Annotated in this window: 19 protein-coding genes; 8 read left to right on the forward strand and 11 right to left on the reverse strand. The window is 59.9% G+C overall.

All coding sequences use genetic code 11. From position 1 onward, the window contains the following. Positions 1-20: 20 nt before the first annotated feature. Together FPZ52_RS03380 and FPZ52_RS03385 are read right to left on the reverse strand one after the other, a co-directional pair. Positions 21-1,364, reverse strand: a complete 1,344-nt coding sequence (locus tag FPZ52_RS03380; protein WP_146363707.1) for a DEAD/DEAH box helicase — start codon at positions 1,362-1,364, stop codon at positions 21-23. Positions 1,365-1,578: 214 nt separating this feature from the next. Next, positions 1,579-2,295 (reverse strand): sulfotransferase family 2 domain-containing protein, encoded by a 717-nt coding sequence (locus FPZ52_RS03385; RefSeq protein ID WP_146363709.1) that lies wholly within the window; start codon positions 2,293-2,295, stop codon positions 1,579-1,581. A gap of 111 nt (positions 2,296-2,406) precedes the next feature. Here FPZ52_RS03385 and FPZ52_RS03390 point away from each other — a divergent pair, with 111 nt between their 5' ends. Further along, on the forward strand, positions 2,407-2,832 hold the full coding sequence (locus FPZ52_RS03390) for an OsmC family protein (protein ID WP_146363711.1): 426 nt from the start codon (positions 2,407-2,409) through the stop codon (positions 2,830-2,832). Between the two features lie 4 nt (positions 2,833-2,836). On the opposite strand, the gene FPZ52_RS03395 is transcribed toward FPZ52_RS03390, so the two are convergent. Beyond that, positions 2,837-3,439, reverse strand: a complete 603-nt coding sequence (locus tag FPZ52_RS03395) for a hypothetical protein (protein WP_146363713.1) — start codon at positions 3,437-3,439, stop codon at positions 2,837-2,839. Then, positions 3,436-5,043, reverse strand: a complete 1,608-nt coding sequence (locus tag FPZ52_RS03400) for a peptide chain release factor 3 (RefSeq protein WP_146363715.1) — start codon at positions 5,041-5,043, stop codon at positions 3,436-3,438. The genes FPZ52_RS03395 and FPZ52_RS03400 overlap by 4 nt, the downstream gene beginning before the upstream one ends. Before the next feature lie 125 nt (positions 5,044-5,168). Between FPZ52_RS03400 and FPZ52_RS03405 the strand changes: the two genes are divergently transcribed. From FPZ52_RS03405 to FPZ52_RS03425, 5 genes are all read left to right on the forward strand, one after another. Next, positions 5,169-5,948 carry an SDR family oxidoreductase gene (locus FPZ52_RS03405; RefSeq protein ID WP_146363717.1) on the forward strand — a complete coding sequence of 260 codons (780 nt, stop codon included), beginning with the start codon at positions 5,169-5,171 and terminating at the stop codon, positions 5,946-5,948. Between the two features lie 170 nt (positions 5,949-6,118). After that, positions 6,119-6,331: a twin-arginine translocase TatA/TatE family subunit gene (locus FPZ52_RS03410; protein ID WP_146363719.1), complete on the forward strand. Its 213-nt coding sequence runs from the start codon at positions 6,119-6,121 to the stop codon at positions 6,329-6,331. 25 nt (positions 6,332-6,356) lie between these two features. After that, the gene (gene tatB, locus FPZ52_RS03415; protein ID WP_146363721.1) at positions 6,357-6,830 is read left to right on the forward strand and encodes a Sec-independent protein translocase protein TatB; all 474 of its coding nucleotides are present in this window, start codon (positions 6,357-6,359) and stop codon (positions 6,828-6,830) included. After that, complete coding sequence (gene tatC, locus FPZ52_RS03420) at positions 6,827-7,720, forward strand: twin-arginine translocase subunit TatC (protein ID WP_146363723.1); 894 nt, start codon at positions 6,827-6,829, stop codon at positions 7,718-7,720. The genes tatB and tatC overlap by 4 nt, the downstream gene beginning before the upstream one ends. Then, complete coding sequence (locus FPZ52_RS03425; protein WP_146363725.1) at positions 7,717-8,565, forward strand: ATP-binding protein; 849 nt, start codon at positions 7,717-7,719, stop codon at positions 8,563-8,565. The genes tatC and FPZ52_RS03425 overlap by 4 nt, the downstream gene beginning before the upstream one ends. Positions 8,566-9,119: 554 nt before the next feature. Here FPZ52_RS03425 and FPZ52_RS03430 read toward each other — a convergent pair. The 4 genes from FPZ52_RS03430 to FPZ52_RS03445 all read right to left on the reverse strand — a co-directional run bounded on the left by FPZ52_RS03430 (position 9,120) and on the right by FPZ52_RS03445 (position 12,519). Beyond that, positions 9,120-10,277, reverse strand: a complete 1,158-nt coding sequence (locus FPZ52_RS03430) for a M23 family metallopeptidase (RefSeq protein ID WP_146363727.1) — start codon at positions 10,275-10,277, stop codon at positions 9,120-9,122. Positions 10,278-10,324: 47 nt separating this feature from the next. Continuing rightward, entirely contained in the window at positions 10,325-10,963 is a 639-nt protein-coding gene (locus FPZ52_RS03435; RefSeq protein WP_146363729.1) for a protein-L-isoaspartate(D-aspartate) O-methyltransferase, read from the reverse strand. Next, positions 10,963-11,748 carry a 5'/3'-nucleotidase SurE gene (surE, locus tag FPZ52_RS03440; RefSeq protein WP_146363731.1) on the reverse strand — a complete coding sequence of 262 codons (786 nt, stop codon included), beginning with the start codon at positions 11,746-11,748 and terminating at the stop codon, positions 10,963-10,965. Before surE ends, FPZ52_RS03435 begins: the two co-directional genes overlap by 1 nt. Positions 11,749-11,853: 105 nt before the next feature. Next, a complete protein-coding gene (locus FPZ52_RS03445; protein WP_146363733.1) occupies positions 11,854-12,519 on the reverse strand; it encodes an SDR family NAD(P)-dependent oxidoreductase in 666 nt (221 codons plus the stop codon). 107 nt (positions 12,520-12,626) lie between these two features. Between FPZ52_RS03445 and FPZ52_RS03450 the strand changes: the two genes are divergently transcribed. After that, positions 12,627-13,205 carry a biotin transporter BioY gene (locus FPZ52_RS03450; RefSeq protein ID WP_168201255.1) on the forward strand — a complete coding sequence of 193 codons (579 nt, stop codon included), beginning with the start codon at positions 12,627-12,629 and terminating at the stop codon, positions 13,203-13,205. 53 nt (positions 13,206-13,258) lie between these two features. Here FPZ52_RS03450 and FPZ52_RS03455 read toward each other — a convergent pair whose 3' ends face one another. Further along, on the reverse strand, positions 13,259-13,564 hold the full coding sequence (locus tag FPZ52_RS03455; protein ID WP_146363737.1) for a hypothetical protein: 306 nt from the start codon (positions 13,562-13,564) through the stop codon (positions 13,259-13,261). Between the two features lie 177 nt (positions 13,565-13,741). On the opposite strand from FPZ52_RS03455, the gene FPZ52_RS03460 reads away from it, so the two are divergent. Continuing rightward, entirely contained in the window at positions 13,742-14,365 is a 624-nt protein-coding gene (locus FPZ52_RS03460) for a class I SAM-dependent methyltransferase (protein ID WP_146363739.1), read from the forward strand. On the opposite strand, the gene FPZ52_RS03465 is transcribed toward FPZ52_RS03460, so the two are convergent. Together FPZ52_RS03465 and purF are read right to left on the reverse strand one after the other, a co-directional pair. Further along, positions 14,362-14,772: a DUF1284 domain-containing protein gene (locus FPZ52_RS03465; RefSeq protein WP_240804394.1), complete on the reverse strand. Its 411-nt coding sequence runs from the start codon at positions 14,770-14,772 to the stop codon at positions 14,362-14,364. The two genes, FPZ52_RS03460 and FPZ52_RS03465, sit on opposite strands and share 4 nt — an antisense overlap. Continuing rightward, a complete protein-coding gene (gene purF, locus FPZ52_RS03470; protein WP_240804418.1) occupies positions 14,769-16,247 on the reverse strand; it encodes an amidophosphoribosyltransferase in 1,479 nt (492 codons plus the stop codon). Before purF ends, FPZ52_RS03465 begins: the two co-directional genes overlap by 4 nt. Between the last annotated feature and the right edge of the window lie 46 nt (positions 16,248-16,293).

The raw sequence follows: 16,293 nt of genomic DNA on the forward strand, positions 1-16,293 counted from the left end.
ACCGGTCGCCTTGCGCGGGCCTAGCTCGCGCGGCGTTCCTCAAAGCTCATCGCTATGAAGCTGGGCAGGTGATCGCCCATGCCCACGACGCGATTGTCACCTGAGTCGCTACTCTTGGTGTCACGGCGCGATTTGCGCTGAGAAGTCTTGCGTTCGGGTTTGGCGGCCTGTTCGGGCGCGTCTTCTTTTTTCTTGCGGGGGTGTGGCGGTTCTGCGGTGTAGTCGATCTCGAGCCGCGGAATGTCCTTCTCAACGAGCGACTCGATGGCAGCAAGCAGCTTCTCGTCGCTCGGTGTGCTGATCATCAGCGCGGTACCTTTTCGGCCGGCGCGTCCCGTACGGCCGATGCGGTGGACATAATCCTCGGCATGTCCCGGGACGTCGTAGTTGAAGACATGGCTGACACTCGGCACATCAAGGCCACGCGCGGCCACGTCGGAGGCGCAAAGAAAACGCAGATTACCGTCGCGGAATCCCTGCAGTACTTCCGTGCGCTTGCTCTGGTCCAGGTCGCCATGGATCGGGGCCGCGTCATAGCCGTATTTTTGCAGACTCTTGGCAACGATATCGACGTCCGTCTTACGGTTGCAGAAGACGATCGCGTTTGTGCAGGCCGCACCTTCCTTTTCGATCAGGTAGCGCAGAAGGCCACGTTTCTCCTTGGCGGTTCTGTCCTTGCGTGTCGGTTTGTAGATCGCGACGCCTTGGTTGATCGTGTCGGATGTCGTGGCCTGACGTGCGACCTCGATCCGTTCCGGGTTGGACAGGAAGGTATTGGTGATGCGCTCGATTTCGGGCGCCATGGTGGCAGAGAAGAACAGCGTCTGGCGTGTGAACGGTGTGAGCGAGAATATGCGCTCGATATCGGGGATAAAGCCCATATCCAGCATGCGGTCGGCTTCATCGACGACCATAACCTGCACACCGGTCAATAATAGCTTGCCGCGCTCGAAATGGTCCAGAAGACGCCCGGGGGTTGCGATCAACACATCCACGCCCTTGTCGATCAGTGCGTCCTGCTCCTTGAAGGAGACACCGCCAATCAGCAGAGCCTTGGTCAGCTTCATGTGCTTCGTGTAGGTGTCGAAGTTTTCAGCGACCTGTGCGGCCAGTTCCCGTGTGGGGGCCAGCACCAGCGAGCGCGGCATGCGCGCACGGGCGCGACCCTTGGCGAGGAGCGTGAGCATCGGCAACACGAAGGACGCGGTCTTCCCGGTTCCTGTTTGCGCGATGCCAAGCACATCGCGACCTTCCAGCGCGGGCGGAATAGCGCCTGCCTGAATCGGTGTCGGTACTTCGTAACCGGCGTCGGAAATGGCTTTGAGGACGCGAGCGTCCAGTTTCAGGTCTGTAAACTTTGTCATTACTGGTCCGTTTCGGCGGGGGTCGGTCCCGCACTTGGGCAAATTTGCGGAGATTGTCCGCAATTCTTGCGCGGACACGTCGTATCGGGGCTTATGGTGCGAATATAGGATAGCACGCACGGCTTCCTAGCGAAACTGGGTGATATCGTCAACAAATCGCGTTCTTTGACGCTAGGGAACATGTTGAAATGGAGCAACGTTTCACCGTTCCGGCTTATACCGGCGGCGTGTCACTGTAGCTGAAGTATTTGAAATCATCCGCGTATAGTTTTTGAATCAGCGCAATCTCGGCGTCTGAAAACCCGCTGTCACGCTGCGACATCGCCCGATTGGTATGCCCGATCAGATCAGGTCGGGGCACGCCGGATGTTTCGAGCCGGTCGCAGATGCCGGACCATCCATCGGGCAGGTCTTCGGATTTCAGGACGGTCAAGCGGCCGGTTGCCAACGGCTTGCTTAGCAGGTCAGCCTGCGGGATGAAGTGATCGTTCAACAGCTTTCGGGGCCATCGTGCGCAGGCCTTGAGAAAGGTTTCGAAGCTGTCATCGGCGGTCATGCCCATTGCACGCAAGGCTTTAAGCTGCACCTTCCGGTCCAGAACCTTGTCGCGATAGGCGCTGAGAATTCGGGTAAAAGGGTTGCGGACGATCGTGAAGAAGAACCAATCCTCGGTCAGACGCGGTTCTATCTCGCTCCATTTATGGATGGGCAAGCGCGTGTCTTTATGCACATCGCCAACGGACGCACCGTCGATGCCGACACTCGGGGCCAGCGCGCGCCGTGCGGATGAATTCGCGGCTTTCGGGACGGGGACGTACAATGCGCGCGCCTGTTCAATCAGCATCACTTTCGGATCTGTTGCCGTCTTGCCTTGCACACGGAACTTCCAATGCTCGCGCAGCAGATTAGACCAGTGTTTGGGGTAGTCCATTGCGCGGGCCTCTTGTCATGATCCAGCCATGGAGATCGCATAGCCTGATGGAACGCGGATGCGTTTCGCGTGTTGTGCCATGGAATTACATCATTCGAAAGGGAGAGCATCATGCCTGTCACAAGCGGTTCAGCGAAATGGAGCGGCGGCCTGAAAGATGGCAAGGGTATCGTATCTACCAAGTCGGGCGCGATCAGCGATCAGCCCTACGGGTTCAAGACGCGGTTCGAGGGCGAACCGGGGACGAACCCGGAAGAGATGATAGGTGCGGCCCATGCCGGATGTTTTTCCATGGCGCTGTCGATGATCCTTGGTCAGAAGGATCTCGTAGCGGATGAAATCGCAACCACGGCCAAGGTCACGCTAGATCAGGTGGGCGAAGGTTTCGAGATCACCAAGATCCACCTGGATGTCACGGCAAAGATCTCTGGCGCGACCGAAGATGATTTCGCCGAAGCGGCACAGACGGCCAAGGAAAACTGCCCCGTGTCGAAAGTGTTGAACGCTGAAATCACCATGGACGCCAGGCTGGCGTGAGCGATCAGGCGCGGATATCGGGACGGTAGCCCGCCTTCAATACCGCAACGGTCGGGGCAGGGGTCAGCACCACGGCCCGACCAGCTGGAACGGGTTTCGGCGCGCCGTAGCCCGGCCCAATGAACGGTACGAAATGCCTGGCCCGAATGACGCCGACCGTTTCGCCATGCGCGATGAATACGCCGGTGGGCAGGCTTTCGATGTCAGCTTCATGGATAATTTGCCGACGGGTGCGCGACTGGACACGGGCGTGGTGCAGGGTTCGGTCCATTTTATCGGCTGAAGGTTTATTGCCGAAAGCGACGGCCCAACATTCCAGAAACCGATTGTAGGCGCCACGACGGCATTCGGCACAAGGTCGATGGCCCGCGGAAAGCGCGACTGCTTCGTCGTAGAAGAATAATTCTGTGTAGCGCTGCGGGGCCATGACCTCACGCCGCCGGTTCTTGAAATCCAGGCGGCAAATGATCCAGTGCGGGTGCGTCCAGCGGGCAGTGCGGAGCGTTCGGTCATCGGAGTGCAGGATGCCCCGATTGCCCATGACTGTCCCGCGCACAGGGTCCGCGACGATCTCTCCCGTCGGCAAAACCCTGTTTTGCAGCGTCACACCATCATTTCCTTTGTCGCGCTGAGCTTAAGCTCGGGATAGTCACGCTCCACCCGGTCGATGTCCCATTGCAGACGCGTCAGATAGACAGTGTCACCGTCGTTGTCGGTCGCGATGTGGCCCTTGTTGACGTTGGTGAACTTGTCGACTTCGGCCTTGGGGCCGTGGACCCAGCGGGCGGAGGTGAACTGGGAGGGCTCGAACCGCACGGGCAGGCCGTATTCCAATTCGATCCGGCTGGCGAGTACCTCGAATTGCAGCGCACCCACGACGCCCACGATGAAACCCGACCCGATCATCGGTTTGAATACCTTGGCGGCGCCTTCCTCGGCGAACTGCATCAGCGCCTTTTCCAGATGTTTCGCCTTCATCGGATCACCCGCACGCACGCCTTGAAGCAACTCGGGTGCAAAGGAGGGGATGCCCGTGACGCGCAGCGCCTCGCCCTCGGTCAGCGTATCGCCGATGCGAAGCTGGCCGTGGTTCGGGATACCGATGATGTCGCCGGCCCAAGCCTCTTCGGCCAGTTCGCGGTCGGAGGCCAGGAACAGCACAGGGTTCGAGATCGCCATCGGCTTTTTCGACCGCACATGCGTCAGTTTCATGCCGCGCTTGAAATGCCCCGATGCCATACGCAGGAAAGCCACGCGGTCGCGGTGCTTTGGGTCCATATTGGCCTGAACCTTAAAGACGAACCCCGCAACCTTCTTTTCATCCGGTGCGATCTGGCGCGGCTCGGCCGATTGCGGCTGCGGCTCGGGGCCGTAGGTCGCGATGCCGTCCATCAGTTCCTTCACACCGAAGCTGTTGATCGCGGAGCCAAACCAGATCGGCGTCATCGTCCCGTCCAGCACAGCCTGCGGGTCGAGTGTGGGCAGCAATTCGCGCGCCATCTCGATCTCTTCTTTCAACTGTTCAAGCTGTGCTTCGGGGATGTGTTCGGCCAGCTTGGGATCGTCTAGCCCGTCGATACGGATGCTTTCGGCGATCTTGTTGCGGTCGGCGCGGTCCATCAGTTCAAGCCGGTCGCGCAGCAGGTCGTAACACCCTAGGAAATCGCGTCCCATGCCGATGGGCCAGCTCGCGGGGGTCACGTCGATGGCCAGGTTTTCCTGGATCTCGTCGATGATATCGAAGGTGTCGCGGCTTTCGCGGTCCATCTTGTTGCAGAAGGTCAGGATCGGCAGGTCGCGCAGGCGGCAGACCTCGAACAGCTTTTGGGTCTGGCTTTCCACACCCTTCGCGCCGTCGATGACCATGATCGCCGCATCCACCGCTGTCAGCGTGCGGTAGGTATCTTCCGAAAAGTCCGAGTGGCCCGGCGTGTCCACGAGATTGAACCGATGCGCGCCGAAGTCGAACGACATCGCAGAGGCCGAAACCGAAATCCCGCGATCCTGTTCCATCTTCATGAAGTCCGACCGTGTACGCCGTGCCTCGCCCTTGGCCCGTACCTGTCCAGCCATCTGGATCGCGCCACCGTAGAGCAGGAACTTTTCGGTCAGCGTGGTCTTGCCCGCATCGGGATGCGAGATGATGGCGAAGGTCCGGCGCCGTGCGATTTCGGGCGGCAGGTCGGGGGCGTTTGAGCTGCGATCTAACATGAAGCGGCATATAGCGTCGCTTGGAAGACGGCGCAATCTGGGACGTGGCGCGACAGGTTCGGAGGCTCTGGGCAGCCCGGGGCGGCTGTGCTAGCTCAAAGCTGGTTAGAATAAGGGAGTGTTCGATGGATCTGGGAATCAAAGGCAAGCGCGCGCTGGTTACGGCAAGTTCCAAGGGGCTCGGTCGGGGCTGCGCCGAAGCACTGGCCGCTGCGGGGGTCGATCTGGTTCTGAACGCGCGTGGTGCTGACGCGTTGGAGCAAACTGCGAGCTCGATCCGGGATGCTTATGGCGTTGCGGTCACGGCGGTTGCGACCGATATCACGACAGCCGAAGGGCAAAAACTGGTTTTGGATGCTGCGGGTTCGATTGACATTCTCGTGACGAACGCTGGAGGCCCACCGCCGGGCCTGTGGTCCGATTGGGAACGCGACGATTTCATCAAGGCGCTTGATGCGAACATGCTGACACCTATCGCGCTGATGAAGGCTTCACTGCCGGGCATGATGGACAAGGGTTGGGGGCGTGTCGTGAACATCACCAGTCAGTCCGTCAAAGCGCCAATTCCGCAGTTGGGGCTGAGCAACGCCGCGCGCACCGGTTTGACCGGATATGTTGCCGGCACCGCAAGGCAGGTTGCGGAAAAAGGCGTTACAATCAATAATATGCTGCCGGGAATTCACGCAACCGATCGCGCGGTTTCGCTCGATGGTGGCGCGGCGCAGGCTCAGGGCATTTCGGTTGAAGAGGCCAAGACGCAGCGTGAAGCAACCATTCCGGCCCGCCGCTATGGCACGCCGGAAGAATTCGGTGCGATGTGTGCCTTCCTGTGTTCGATCCATTCGGGCTTTATCGTCGGGCAGAACATCTTGCTTGATGGCGGCGCCACCAACGCAACCATCTGATGAACACGCTGCGGGGGCGGTTGGTACGGTCCCCGCAGACATACTGGCAGCAAGGTAAAGTCACGATTTCTCGGATACGGGGTTTTGGGGATTTGATTCCGCTCTTATGTTCATTACTAGTTTTGCATCGTATGTATGGTGACCTGCGGGACGCCAAGGGAGAATGAAGAATGCTTAACAATATCGGGCTGCCGGGCCTTCTGTTGATCGCGGTTGTCGTGCTGGTGCTGTTCGGGCGCGGCAAGATCTCGTCGCTGATGGGTGAAGTCGGCAAAGGCATCACCGCATTCAAGAAGGGCGTGAAGGAAGGCGGCCAGGAAATCGAAGACGATTCCGTGCAGCCGCGAGACGTCACACCGGAAGCCGAGAAGGACAAAGCCTGATCTTCGGCGCAAGGACGGCTGAACCATGTTAGACATCGGCTGGAGCGAACTGCTCGTCATCGGGGTCGTCGCGTTGATCGTCGTCGGACCGAAGGATCTGCCTTTGATGTTCCGCAAGCTTGGGCAATTTACCGGGCAGGCGAAGGCGATGGCGCGGGAATTTACCTCGGCCATGGATCGTGCCGCCGATGAGGCGGGCGTGAAGGATGTCCAGAAGGATCTGCGTAACCTGTCCAACCCGCGCAAGCTGGGGCTCGACGCGTTCAAGGACGCAACTGACGAATTCAAGAACTGGCATCCGGAAGACGACGGGCCAAAGGACAAGAAGCCACAAGGCACAGAGACGCAGAAGCTGTCTGAAGAACGCGCCGAGATGTCGCGCAAGATCAACGAGGCGGCTGCGATCCGTGCGACCGAGCGCAAGGAACGCGAAGCGGCGGAAGCTGCGCTGCATCAGGCCGAGCCGCCCGTCACCGATGTGGATGACAAGACCGCATGAAAGACGACGAAATCGAAGACTCCTCCGCCCCGCTGATCGAGCACTTGGCGGAGTTGCGGACCAGATTGATCTGGTCCGTGGTGGCGTTTGCAGTCGGCATGGTGCTGTGTTTTACCGTGGCCGAACCCCTACTGAACTTCATATCTCAGCCGATCGCCGATGTCCTGCGCGCGCGGGGGGAAGACCCACGGCTTATTTTTACCGCGCCGCAGGAAAAATTCTTCGTCCTGATCCGGATTTCGATGATAGGCGGTCTGGCCCTGTCGTTCCCGGTGATCGCCTATCAGATGTGGCGGTTCATCGCGCCAGGGCTCTACAGATCCGAAAAGAACGCGTTTCTGCCTTTCATCATCGCATCGCCAGCGTTGTTCTTGGTTGGTGCCGCTTTCGCACATTTCATCGTGACGCCGCTTGCGATGAATTTCTTCATCGGGTTTTCGGATGCGATCCCCGCGCTTGCCAGCCTAGTCGCAGGTGAAGGGAATTTCGAACAATCCGCCGATAGCGCGGAGCTTCAGACAGTGTTCCTGGGGTCGGTCCGCGAGTCGCTCGACCTGTCACTGAAGTTTATCATCGCCTTTGGCCTGTGCTTTCAGTTGCCGGTTCTCCTCACGCTTATGGGTAAGGCCGGGCTTGTTTCCGCGCGCGGCCTGAAGGACGTGCGCAAATACGCGATCGTCGGCATCCTGACGCTCGCCGCGCTTGTGACGCCACCAGATGTCATAACGCAGGTGATCCTGTTCGTTGTGGTTTACGGGCTCTATGAGATCTCGATCCAGCTTGTCGCGCGTGTGGAACGCAAACGCGAAGCCGAGCTGCGCGCGCAGGGGCTGTGGGTCGATGATGATGACGAAGATGACGAGGCAACCGAGGCGGAGACAAAGGCATGACCGACCAGACGCTGCTGCGGATTGCCGAAGCGCTGGAACGCATGAGCCCACAGCCCGCAACTTCCCCTGATCTGAGCGTGGCGGATGCCTTTGTCTGGCATGCGTCGCCCGACGTTCTGGCACCGGTGGAAAAGGTAAACAGGGTCGATGTCTCGCTTCTGGTCGGGATCAACCGCGCCCGCGATATCCTGCGTGATAACACGCTGCAATTTGCCAAGGGGCTTGCCGCCAACAATGCGCTTCTCTGGGGCGCGCGGGGGATGGGCAAGTCGTCTCTGGTCAAGGCGATACATGCCGAAATCGTCCGGCAGGGACATCCGTTGAAGATCGTGGAAGTACAGCGCGAAGATCTGCCATCCATCGGGCGTCTGCTGACCATTCTGCGCGCGTCGAATGCAAGATTCGTGCTGTTCTGCGACGACCTGTCCTTCAGCCATGACGATCAGCACTACAAGAGTCTCAAGGCTGTTCTGGACGGCGGCATCGAAGGCCGACCGGAAAACGTCGTGTTCTACGCGACGTCGAACCGCCGCCACCTGATGCCGCGCGACATGATCGAAAACGAACGTTCCAGCGCGATCAGCCCGTCAGAGGCGACCGAGGAAAAAGTCTCCCTGTCAGACCGCTTTGGGCTGTGGTTGGGTTTCCACCCCTGCAGCCAGGACGAGTATCTCGACATGATCCGGGGGTATTGCGCGGAATACGGGATCGACATCGACGAGGAAACGCTTTGGGCTGAAGCCATCGAATGGCAGGCAACGCGTGGGGCACGGTCGGGTCGGGTGGCTTGGCAATACTTCACCGATCTGGCAGGTCGTCGCGGGGTAAGGATCGCGACGCAGTAATCCGCTCATGCTTTGGTAGCGTCCGGCCCGGTCGACGACGCCAGGCGCCGATGGCAGTACGCACGATGACGAGATGAAGCAGGGCCACATAAGGCAGAAGCGAAGCATAGAGCGTCCGTACAGAATGACACGACCCCTCCAAGCTGCTTTGCCATGGGCGCTATCCAGCGTAACGTCTTCTAAAGAACTTACTCGGCCAAGCAGCACTTCGGGCGCGTGGTCCCAGGCCCAATCAATCGCCGGGGCAGGCGGGGCTTGTTGGATGATGCACGCTATCTCGATCTGCCGCATTCTGGGATAGTGGCGGTGCTGACGAGTTTTCAAGCTGGACTCTTCGAACCAGAATCTGACCACAGACAGGGCTGCCACAAGACAGAGCGGCGCAGCGCGTTCGAAATGCCTGCGCGAGCGTTGCCATACTGAACGCGACGAACCAGCCCTTCAGCACGAGGACGCGTTCATCGCACTCGGACATCAGGCCCAAAAGGGCGAAGTATTCATCCTTCACCAGGCCTGAGCAGAATTCCTCAGGCGTGATGGCTGGTTTTCAACGATCAGTTCGTCAGATACGGCATCGGATCGACGGCTTCGAAGCCTTTGCGTACTTCGAAATGAAGCGTGCTGTTATTACCCGAACTGACCTTGCCGATGGTTTGGCCGCGCGAGACGGAGTCACCCTTCTTGACGGTAATTCCATCGAGATTTGCGTAGACCGTCAACAGATTGTCGCTGTGGCGCAGGACGAGGATCGGGACCTGATCGGTGTCGCGCGTGATCGCAGCCACGGTGCCGCCATCGGCCGCGCGTACATTGGTGCCGGGATTGGCGGCAAAGTCCAGCCCTTCATTTTTCTTCGGTTCATAGCCCCGAATGATACGGCCACCCACCGGTTGCAGCAATCTGGCGCTGTCGGATGCAGCTGTCTGCTGACCGCTCAGATCCGCAACGGGTTGTGTCTTCTGCGCCGTGGCTTCGCTGGCTGGCGCAGGGTTCTCTGCCGGTTGCGGAGCATCGGCACTTGGTGGAACGGGAGTAGGGGTTCCTTGGCCGGGTGTCGTGTCGCTGTTGACAGCCGGGGCGGGGCCCGCCGCTGTCGGAATCAGCAAAACCTGACCTTCGCGCACCGAAAGGCTGGAATCCAGCCCGTTCCACTGGGCCAATGCCTGCGGCGAAACGTTGTAGCTGCGGGCAATGGAGTAGGCGGTTTCGCCAGACGCGACGCGGTGGCGGACGGGCTCTGTGCTACTGGGTGTCGTGGGTGAAGCCGTGGTCGTTCCGGTGCCGCTCGCGCGATTCAGCGCGTCACCGGCAAGCGTTTCCACGCTTACGCTTCCGCTGTTGAGCGTGTTTGATCCGGGCGCTTCGGCCACGCGGGTGGGCAGCAGGACCAGTTCGCCTGATCGCAGCGCGGCATCAACCGGCAGGCCGTTTGTACGGGCCAGATCATTGCCGGAGATACCCAGACGCCCGGCGATGCCGTTGACCGTATCGCCCGGACGCGCGACAGCGACCTGGTAGTTCGGGTATGATATGACGCCTCGCGCGTCGGGTTCGGGCCGCGCCGTTGTCGGGACGGCGGGCTGGCCGGAAGGCGATAGCGTATCAAGCGATCCATAACCGGGGACGGAAACATTCGCGCATCCGGCGAGCGCCAGAAACGCCACGCAAGCGGTCCCGGAAAGGAGGCGGACGGTGGGGCGGGACTGTGTCATCGGCTCGTTCCTCATGCAGCGCCCGTTCTTTGCGGGCTGCCAGTGTCTTACCCGTCACCCAACCCCTCTAGCAAGGGGACGAAGCGAACCGGGCAAAGCTCTTCGTATTCCATGCCGTCGGCGGTTTTCGTGGCCTTGATCAGGGTTTGCACGGTATCCGACTGCCCGACAGGTATGACCATGATACCCCCCTCGCGCAATTGCGCCAAGAGCGGGCTGGGCGGGTCTTCGGCGGCGGCGGTCACGAGGATGCGATCAAAGGGCGCCTGACTGGGCAGACCGTGCGATCCGTCGCTCGTAAAAACAGTGATGTTGTGCAGGTCCAACTCGGTGAACAGTGTCTCCGCGCGTTCGGCCAGGCGGCGGTGCCGATCCACTGTATAGACGCGGCGGGCCAGATGGCTCAGGATCGCGGCCTGATAGCCCGAGCCGGTGCCGACTTCGAGTATCGTGTCGCGCGGACCGACCTTCAGCGCTTGCGTCATCAAGCCAACAATGGAGGGCTGGCTGATCGTCTGACCGCACGAAATGGGCAGGGGCATGTCGTCATAGGCGCGGGCTTCGAACGTGCCACGGAGAAACTGGCGCCTGTCCACCCTTTCCATCGCGTTGAGCACACGATCATCGGTAACGCCTTTGGATCGCAGCCTGAAGACGAACTGCATCTTCTGCTCTGCCGAGTCCATCAGGCCAGACGCTCCTTCAGGTCGTCGATCAGATCATGGGCGGTCAGGTCGGCGCGTAGTGGTGTGACGGACACATAGCCCGCCAGATTGTCGCCCACATCGGTGCCTTCGCCGGTGTCGATCTGTTGGTCGCCTCCGCGCACCCACATGAAGCGGCGACCGGATGGCGAAAGCTGCGGTTCAACCGAAAACCCGGTGTTCTCGCGCAAACCTTGAATGGAAACACGCGTGCCCTTCACATTTGTGGCTGCAACGGGCGGGAAGTTCACATTGTAGAAGACGCGGTAGCCGCTTTGCACCCAGATACCCTTGTCCAGCAATGTGCGGACCGTTTGTGCTCCGTAAGCTGCGGCGGCCTCGAACGGGTCGTCAAGCTCAGCGGTGTTCGGGCCCATGAATTGCGACATAGCGATCGACGGAACGCCTTGCAGTGCGGCTTCCATCGCTCCGCCGATGGTGCCGGAATAGACTACGTTTTCGCCCGCGTTGTTGCCACGGTTCACACCAGAAAGAACCAGGTCCGGCTTGGCGTCAGACATCACGTCGAACAGTCCGGCCAGAACACAGTCGGCGGGTGACCCTTCGGCAGCGTACCGGCGTTCGCTGAGTTCCGCGAGCATTGTCGGATGCGTATAGGAAATGCAGTGGGCAACGCCCGATTGCTCGAAGGCGGGGGCAACGGTCCACACCTCGCCTTCATCGCCCGCGATTTCGGTGGCGATGGCATGAAGGGTCTTCAACCCCGGCGCGTTGATGCCGTCGTCATTGGTAATGAGAATACGCATGAAATGCTCCGCTAGACCACGGCTTCGTGATTAGTCGAGCATCGCTTGCGGGTAAACCCGCCTGCATCTCATAGATGGGGGTGTGACACCCGCGCGACAGCGATGTCAGTCTTGATCCAGAATTTCCGCGCAGATGCGTTTGGCTTCGTCCATCGGATGGACCAGACTGTCACGCTCCTCGCCAGGATAGAAGCGCGCGCGCGTTGCCGTTGGCATCGGGGCAGGTTGCGCAATATGCACCTTTGGGCCGTGCTTTTCAGATTCTGCCTGCCAATAGCGTGCCAGAGCGATTTGAGCCGCCTTGGTCGCGCCGTAAGATCCGAAGAACTTGCCGGCGATCCCGGTGTCGTCGAAGAAGAGCGCCTTGCTATCTGTCCGCGCTTGCAACAGCGGTGCGACATAGACGATCAGGCGGCGTGTTGCATCGAGATTGATCGACGTGCTCTTGTCCCAGTCCTTTTGGTCAATGGACGTGGCAGGCGACAGCGGTGCGGCGTGAACGGCGGCATGCACCCACAGATCGATTCCGCCCCAACGCTCATGTGCCGATCGGCACAGATGCTGCATCGCGTTATCATTTGTGATGTCCATCGGCGCCAACGTCGCCGATCCACCTGCTGCCTTGATCCGGTCGTCGAGTTCTTCCAGAGCGCCCGATGTCCGCGCCAGCGCCAGAACGTGATAGCCTCGAGTGGCTAGTTGTTCTGCCATTGCAGCGCCCAGCCCGCGCGAGGCACCTGTGACCAATGCGATTTTATCTGTCGGTGTCATGGTTCCCAATTGACGCCAAGCGGGCTGAAACACAAGAGCGCGCGCTTGACTTTCATGTCGCAGGCGCGAAAAACGAGTGGAACGATACTCTCAGGGAAGGACCCGCGATGAACCGCGAAACCGTATTGAGACAGGCAATTTTGCCCTCCGACTCGCTGATGGGAAAAATTGGGCTGGTGGCTGCAGGCACATTCCTGGTCGCGATGGGCGCCCAGGTTGAAGTGCCGATGTTGCCGGTGCCGATGTCGCTTCAGACGCTGGCGATTTCCGTCATCGGTTTGACATATGGGGCGCGCCTCGCCGCGATCACGCTGATGGTCTATCTGGCGCAGGGTGCGGCTGGCATGCCTGTCTTTTCGGGTGGCGATGCAGGTGCAGCACATCTTTTCGGTCCCACCGCCGGCTATTTGTGGGGCTTTGTTGGCATGGCCTGGATGACAGGCTGGATGGCTGAGAATGGCTTCGGTCGTGGTGGTCTGCGCATGTTCCTGGCTGCTTTCATTCCCGCAACGCTTCTGTTTGTTCCGGGCGCTGCATGGATCTGGGCCGCGACACCGCTTGATCTGACTGGTGCGATTCAGGCCGGGGTGCTGCCATTCTTGGTTGGTGATGTCGTCAAGTCCACGCTTGCAGCCGTCGCGCTGGCAGGCGGATGGGCTGCGTTCGGCGGTCGCAAGACACGCTGACCGGACACTCGTCTCCACAGTTTAAAGGCCGCCCTTGGGCGGCCTTTATCGTATCAAGGGTTTGTTAAGCTGACCGATTCGCCATCCGGGTTCAGTACTTGTGCAATCGCTCCATCTTCGGTGATCAGACATTGCCAGGAAGCGTTTTCCTCACCCACGGACACCATCACATTCGTGCCCGCGGTCGTTTCCTCGGATCCCAGAAGCGTTACACTGCCGAAGTTGGTCTCCGCAGCCACCGCCGACAGGCAACTCGTTTCAGCGGGGGTGGCGTCACTGTAAATTTCTACAGACTCCTCGCAGGCGGCGAGGCCAAGTAGACCGGATGCCGCAAAAGCGGCTTTGACCAGATATGACACGGTGTTCTCCCTTTCCTTGTCTCGATGCGGGGCCAACGCGCAGCGCGCCGCAAAGTTTCCACGAGCGTCGAGGTCGTGGCGGTTGTCGCGTGAAAGGCGCAAGTCGGGATTCCTTTGCTTGATCTTGGGTCCATCTATCCGGACATTCATGCGAAAATCAGTGCGTGAGGCATAGACATGGCAGATGCAGCCAGATTCTGGGATCGGTTCGCGGAACGTTACGCGCGTTCTCCCGTGTCGGATGAAGAGACCTATCAGGCAAAGCTGGCAAAGACGCAGGCGCTGATGCGGCCAGAGATGGAGGTTTTTGAGTTCGGCTGTGGCACCGGTTCCACCGCGTTGAAGCATGCTTCGCACGTGGCCCACATCGTCTCAACCGATGTCTCGCCGAAGATGATAGAAATCGCCCGCCTCAAAGCCACCGAACAGGGGATTCAGAACGTCACCTTCAGGCGGCAGGATTTCGACGCCATGATCGTGGACGAGGGGTGCTTCGACATGGTGCTGGGCCTGAACATCCTGCACCTTCTGCCAGAATGGCGCCAAGCAATCCGGACGAGCTTTCGCATGCTGCGACCGGGTGGCTACTTTGTGACCAGCACGGCATGTCTGCGCGATTCGATGGCATTCTTGCGCCCTGTGGTTCCTCTTGGGCGTGCTGTCGGGCTGCTGCCATCCGTTGTTTTCTTCACGCAAGACGACTACGACAGGAGACTTTGGGAAGTAGGGTTCGAGATCACTGAAAGCTGGCTGCCAGGGCCACGCAAGGCGTTGTTCACCATAGCGCGCAAGCCCGATTAGGGCGTGGCGTGCAGCTCTTCCAGCGCGGCCTCGCAAAGTCCCAGTTTCAGCCATTCGCAACCGTTACATAGGCCCGACAGATCGCCCGGGAGCACGCGCTCGCGGATGCGTGATTTTGCCTGCGCCCAGGTAAGCCGGTCCCCGATCTTCAGGCCGAGCGCGTCAAGATGTGCCCTGTCCAAACCCTCGATCTTCGTTTGTTTTGTGCAAAGCATCCCGCGCCGCTTGGGGCAGGGACCGCAGATATCATCGGCGGCGGGCGCTACCTCAATCACGGTTTCGTCGCCGTCTGATTTCAGGCCATCGGTGACAATGGCAGTCATATTAGCGATGAAATCGTCGGAGTAGCCCTTTCCGACATAGCCCAGGGCGCAAAGAAAATGGTGAGGCCGGAACCGAACCGTCACTCGGCTGCTTTCAACTCGAATCCGCGCGCCACCATATCCGCCGGGCGCACCGGATAGTCTCCGGAGAAGCAGGCATCGCAGTATTGCGGGGTATTGGGGTCGCGACCCTTTGCTTCGCCCACCGCGCGGTAAAGACCATCCAGAGAGATAAACCGCAGGCTGTCCACGCCGAGATGCTCGCACATTTCGTCTTCGCTCATGGACGAAGCCAGCAGCTTGTCCCGCTCCGGCGTATCCACGCCGTAAAAGCATGGCCATGACGTCGGCGGGCTGGCGATACGAAAATGCACCTCTGTCGCGCCCGCATCGAGAATCATTTCCTTGATCTTGCGGCTTGTCGTTCCACGCACAACGCTGTCATCGACCAGAACAACCCGTTTGCCTTTGATGAGGGCACGGTTGACGTTCAGCTTCAGCCGGACACCCATGTTGCGAATCTGTTCGGTCGGTTCGATGAAGGTACGCCCGACATATTGGTTGCGCACGATCCCAAGCGCGAAGGGGATGCCGCTTTCCGCCGAATACCCGATCGCTGCCGGCGTGCCACTGTCCGGCACCGGGCAGACGATGTCCGCGTCTACGGGGGTTTCGCGGGCCAGCTCCACACCGATCTGGCGACGGGTTTCGTAAACCGAGGTGCCGCCGAGGATCGAATCCGGGCGCGAGAAATAGACGTGCTCGAAGATGCAGAAGCGCGACTTGGCTTGCGCAAAGGGGCGATGGCTTTCGACCCCTTCGCGGGTGATAACGACCATTTCACCGGGTTCGATTTCGCGAACGAAATCAGCACCGATGATGTCGAGCGCACAGGTTTCCGACGCCAAGGCCCAGCCGTCACCGATCTTGCCCAGAACCAGCGGGCGCACGCCCAGGGGATCGCGCACGCCGATCAGCTTCGTGCGGGTCATGGCAACCACGGAAAACGCGCCTTCGACACGCCGCAGCGCGTCTTTCATGCGTTCGGGGATGTTCTTTTGCAGTGACCGCGCCATCAGGTGGATGATGCATTCGCTGTCGGATGATGACTGGAAGATCGATCCGCGCTCGATCAACTCGCGGCGCAGTTCGTCGGCATTGGTGATGTTGCCGTTATGAGCGATGGCGGCGCCGCCCATCGAGAATTCACCGAAAAAGGGTTGCACATCGCGGATCGCGGTCTGCCCCTTGTTGCCGGAAGTGGAGTAGCGCACATGCCCGATGGCCAGTTGGCCAGGCAGCGTCTCCATCACTTTCTGCGACGTGAAGTTATCGCGGACATAACCAAAGCGCCGGACCGAGTTGAATCCGCTATCCGGCGAATAGGCAACGATGCCACCCGCTTCCTGACCACGGTGCTGCAGCGCATGCAGCCCCAAGGCAGTAAAGTTGGCGGCTTCAGCAACACCGATGGTGCCGAAGATTCCGCATTCTTCTTTCAGCTTGTCGTCGTCAAAGGGGTGGCTTGGACAAGCACTGCCGTTGTCGTCCTGTCCGATGGCGGTCAGGGCGGGTTTTGGGTCGCGCGTCACAGCGATGGCTCCG

The sequence above is a fragment of the Qingshengfaniella alkalisoli genome (assembly GCF_007855645.1).
Classification (GTDB): Bacteria; Pseudomonadota; Alphaproteobacteria; order Rhodobacterales; family Rhodobacteraceae; genus Qingshengfaniella; species Qingshengfaniella alkalisoli.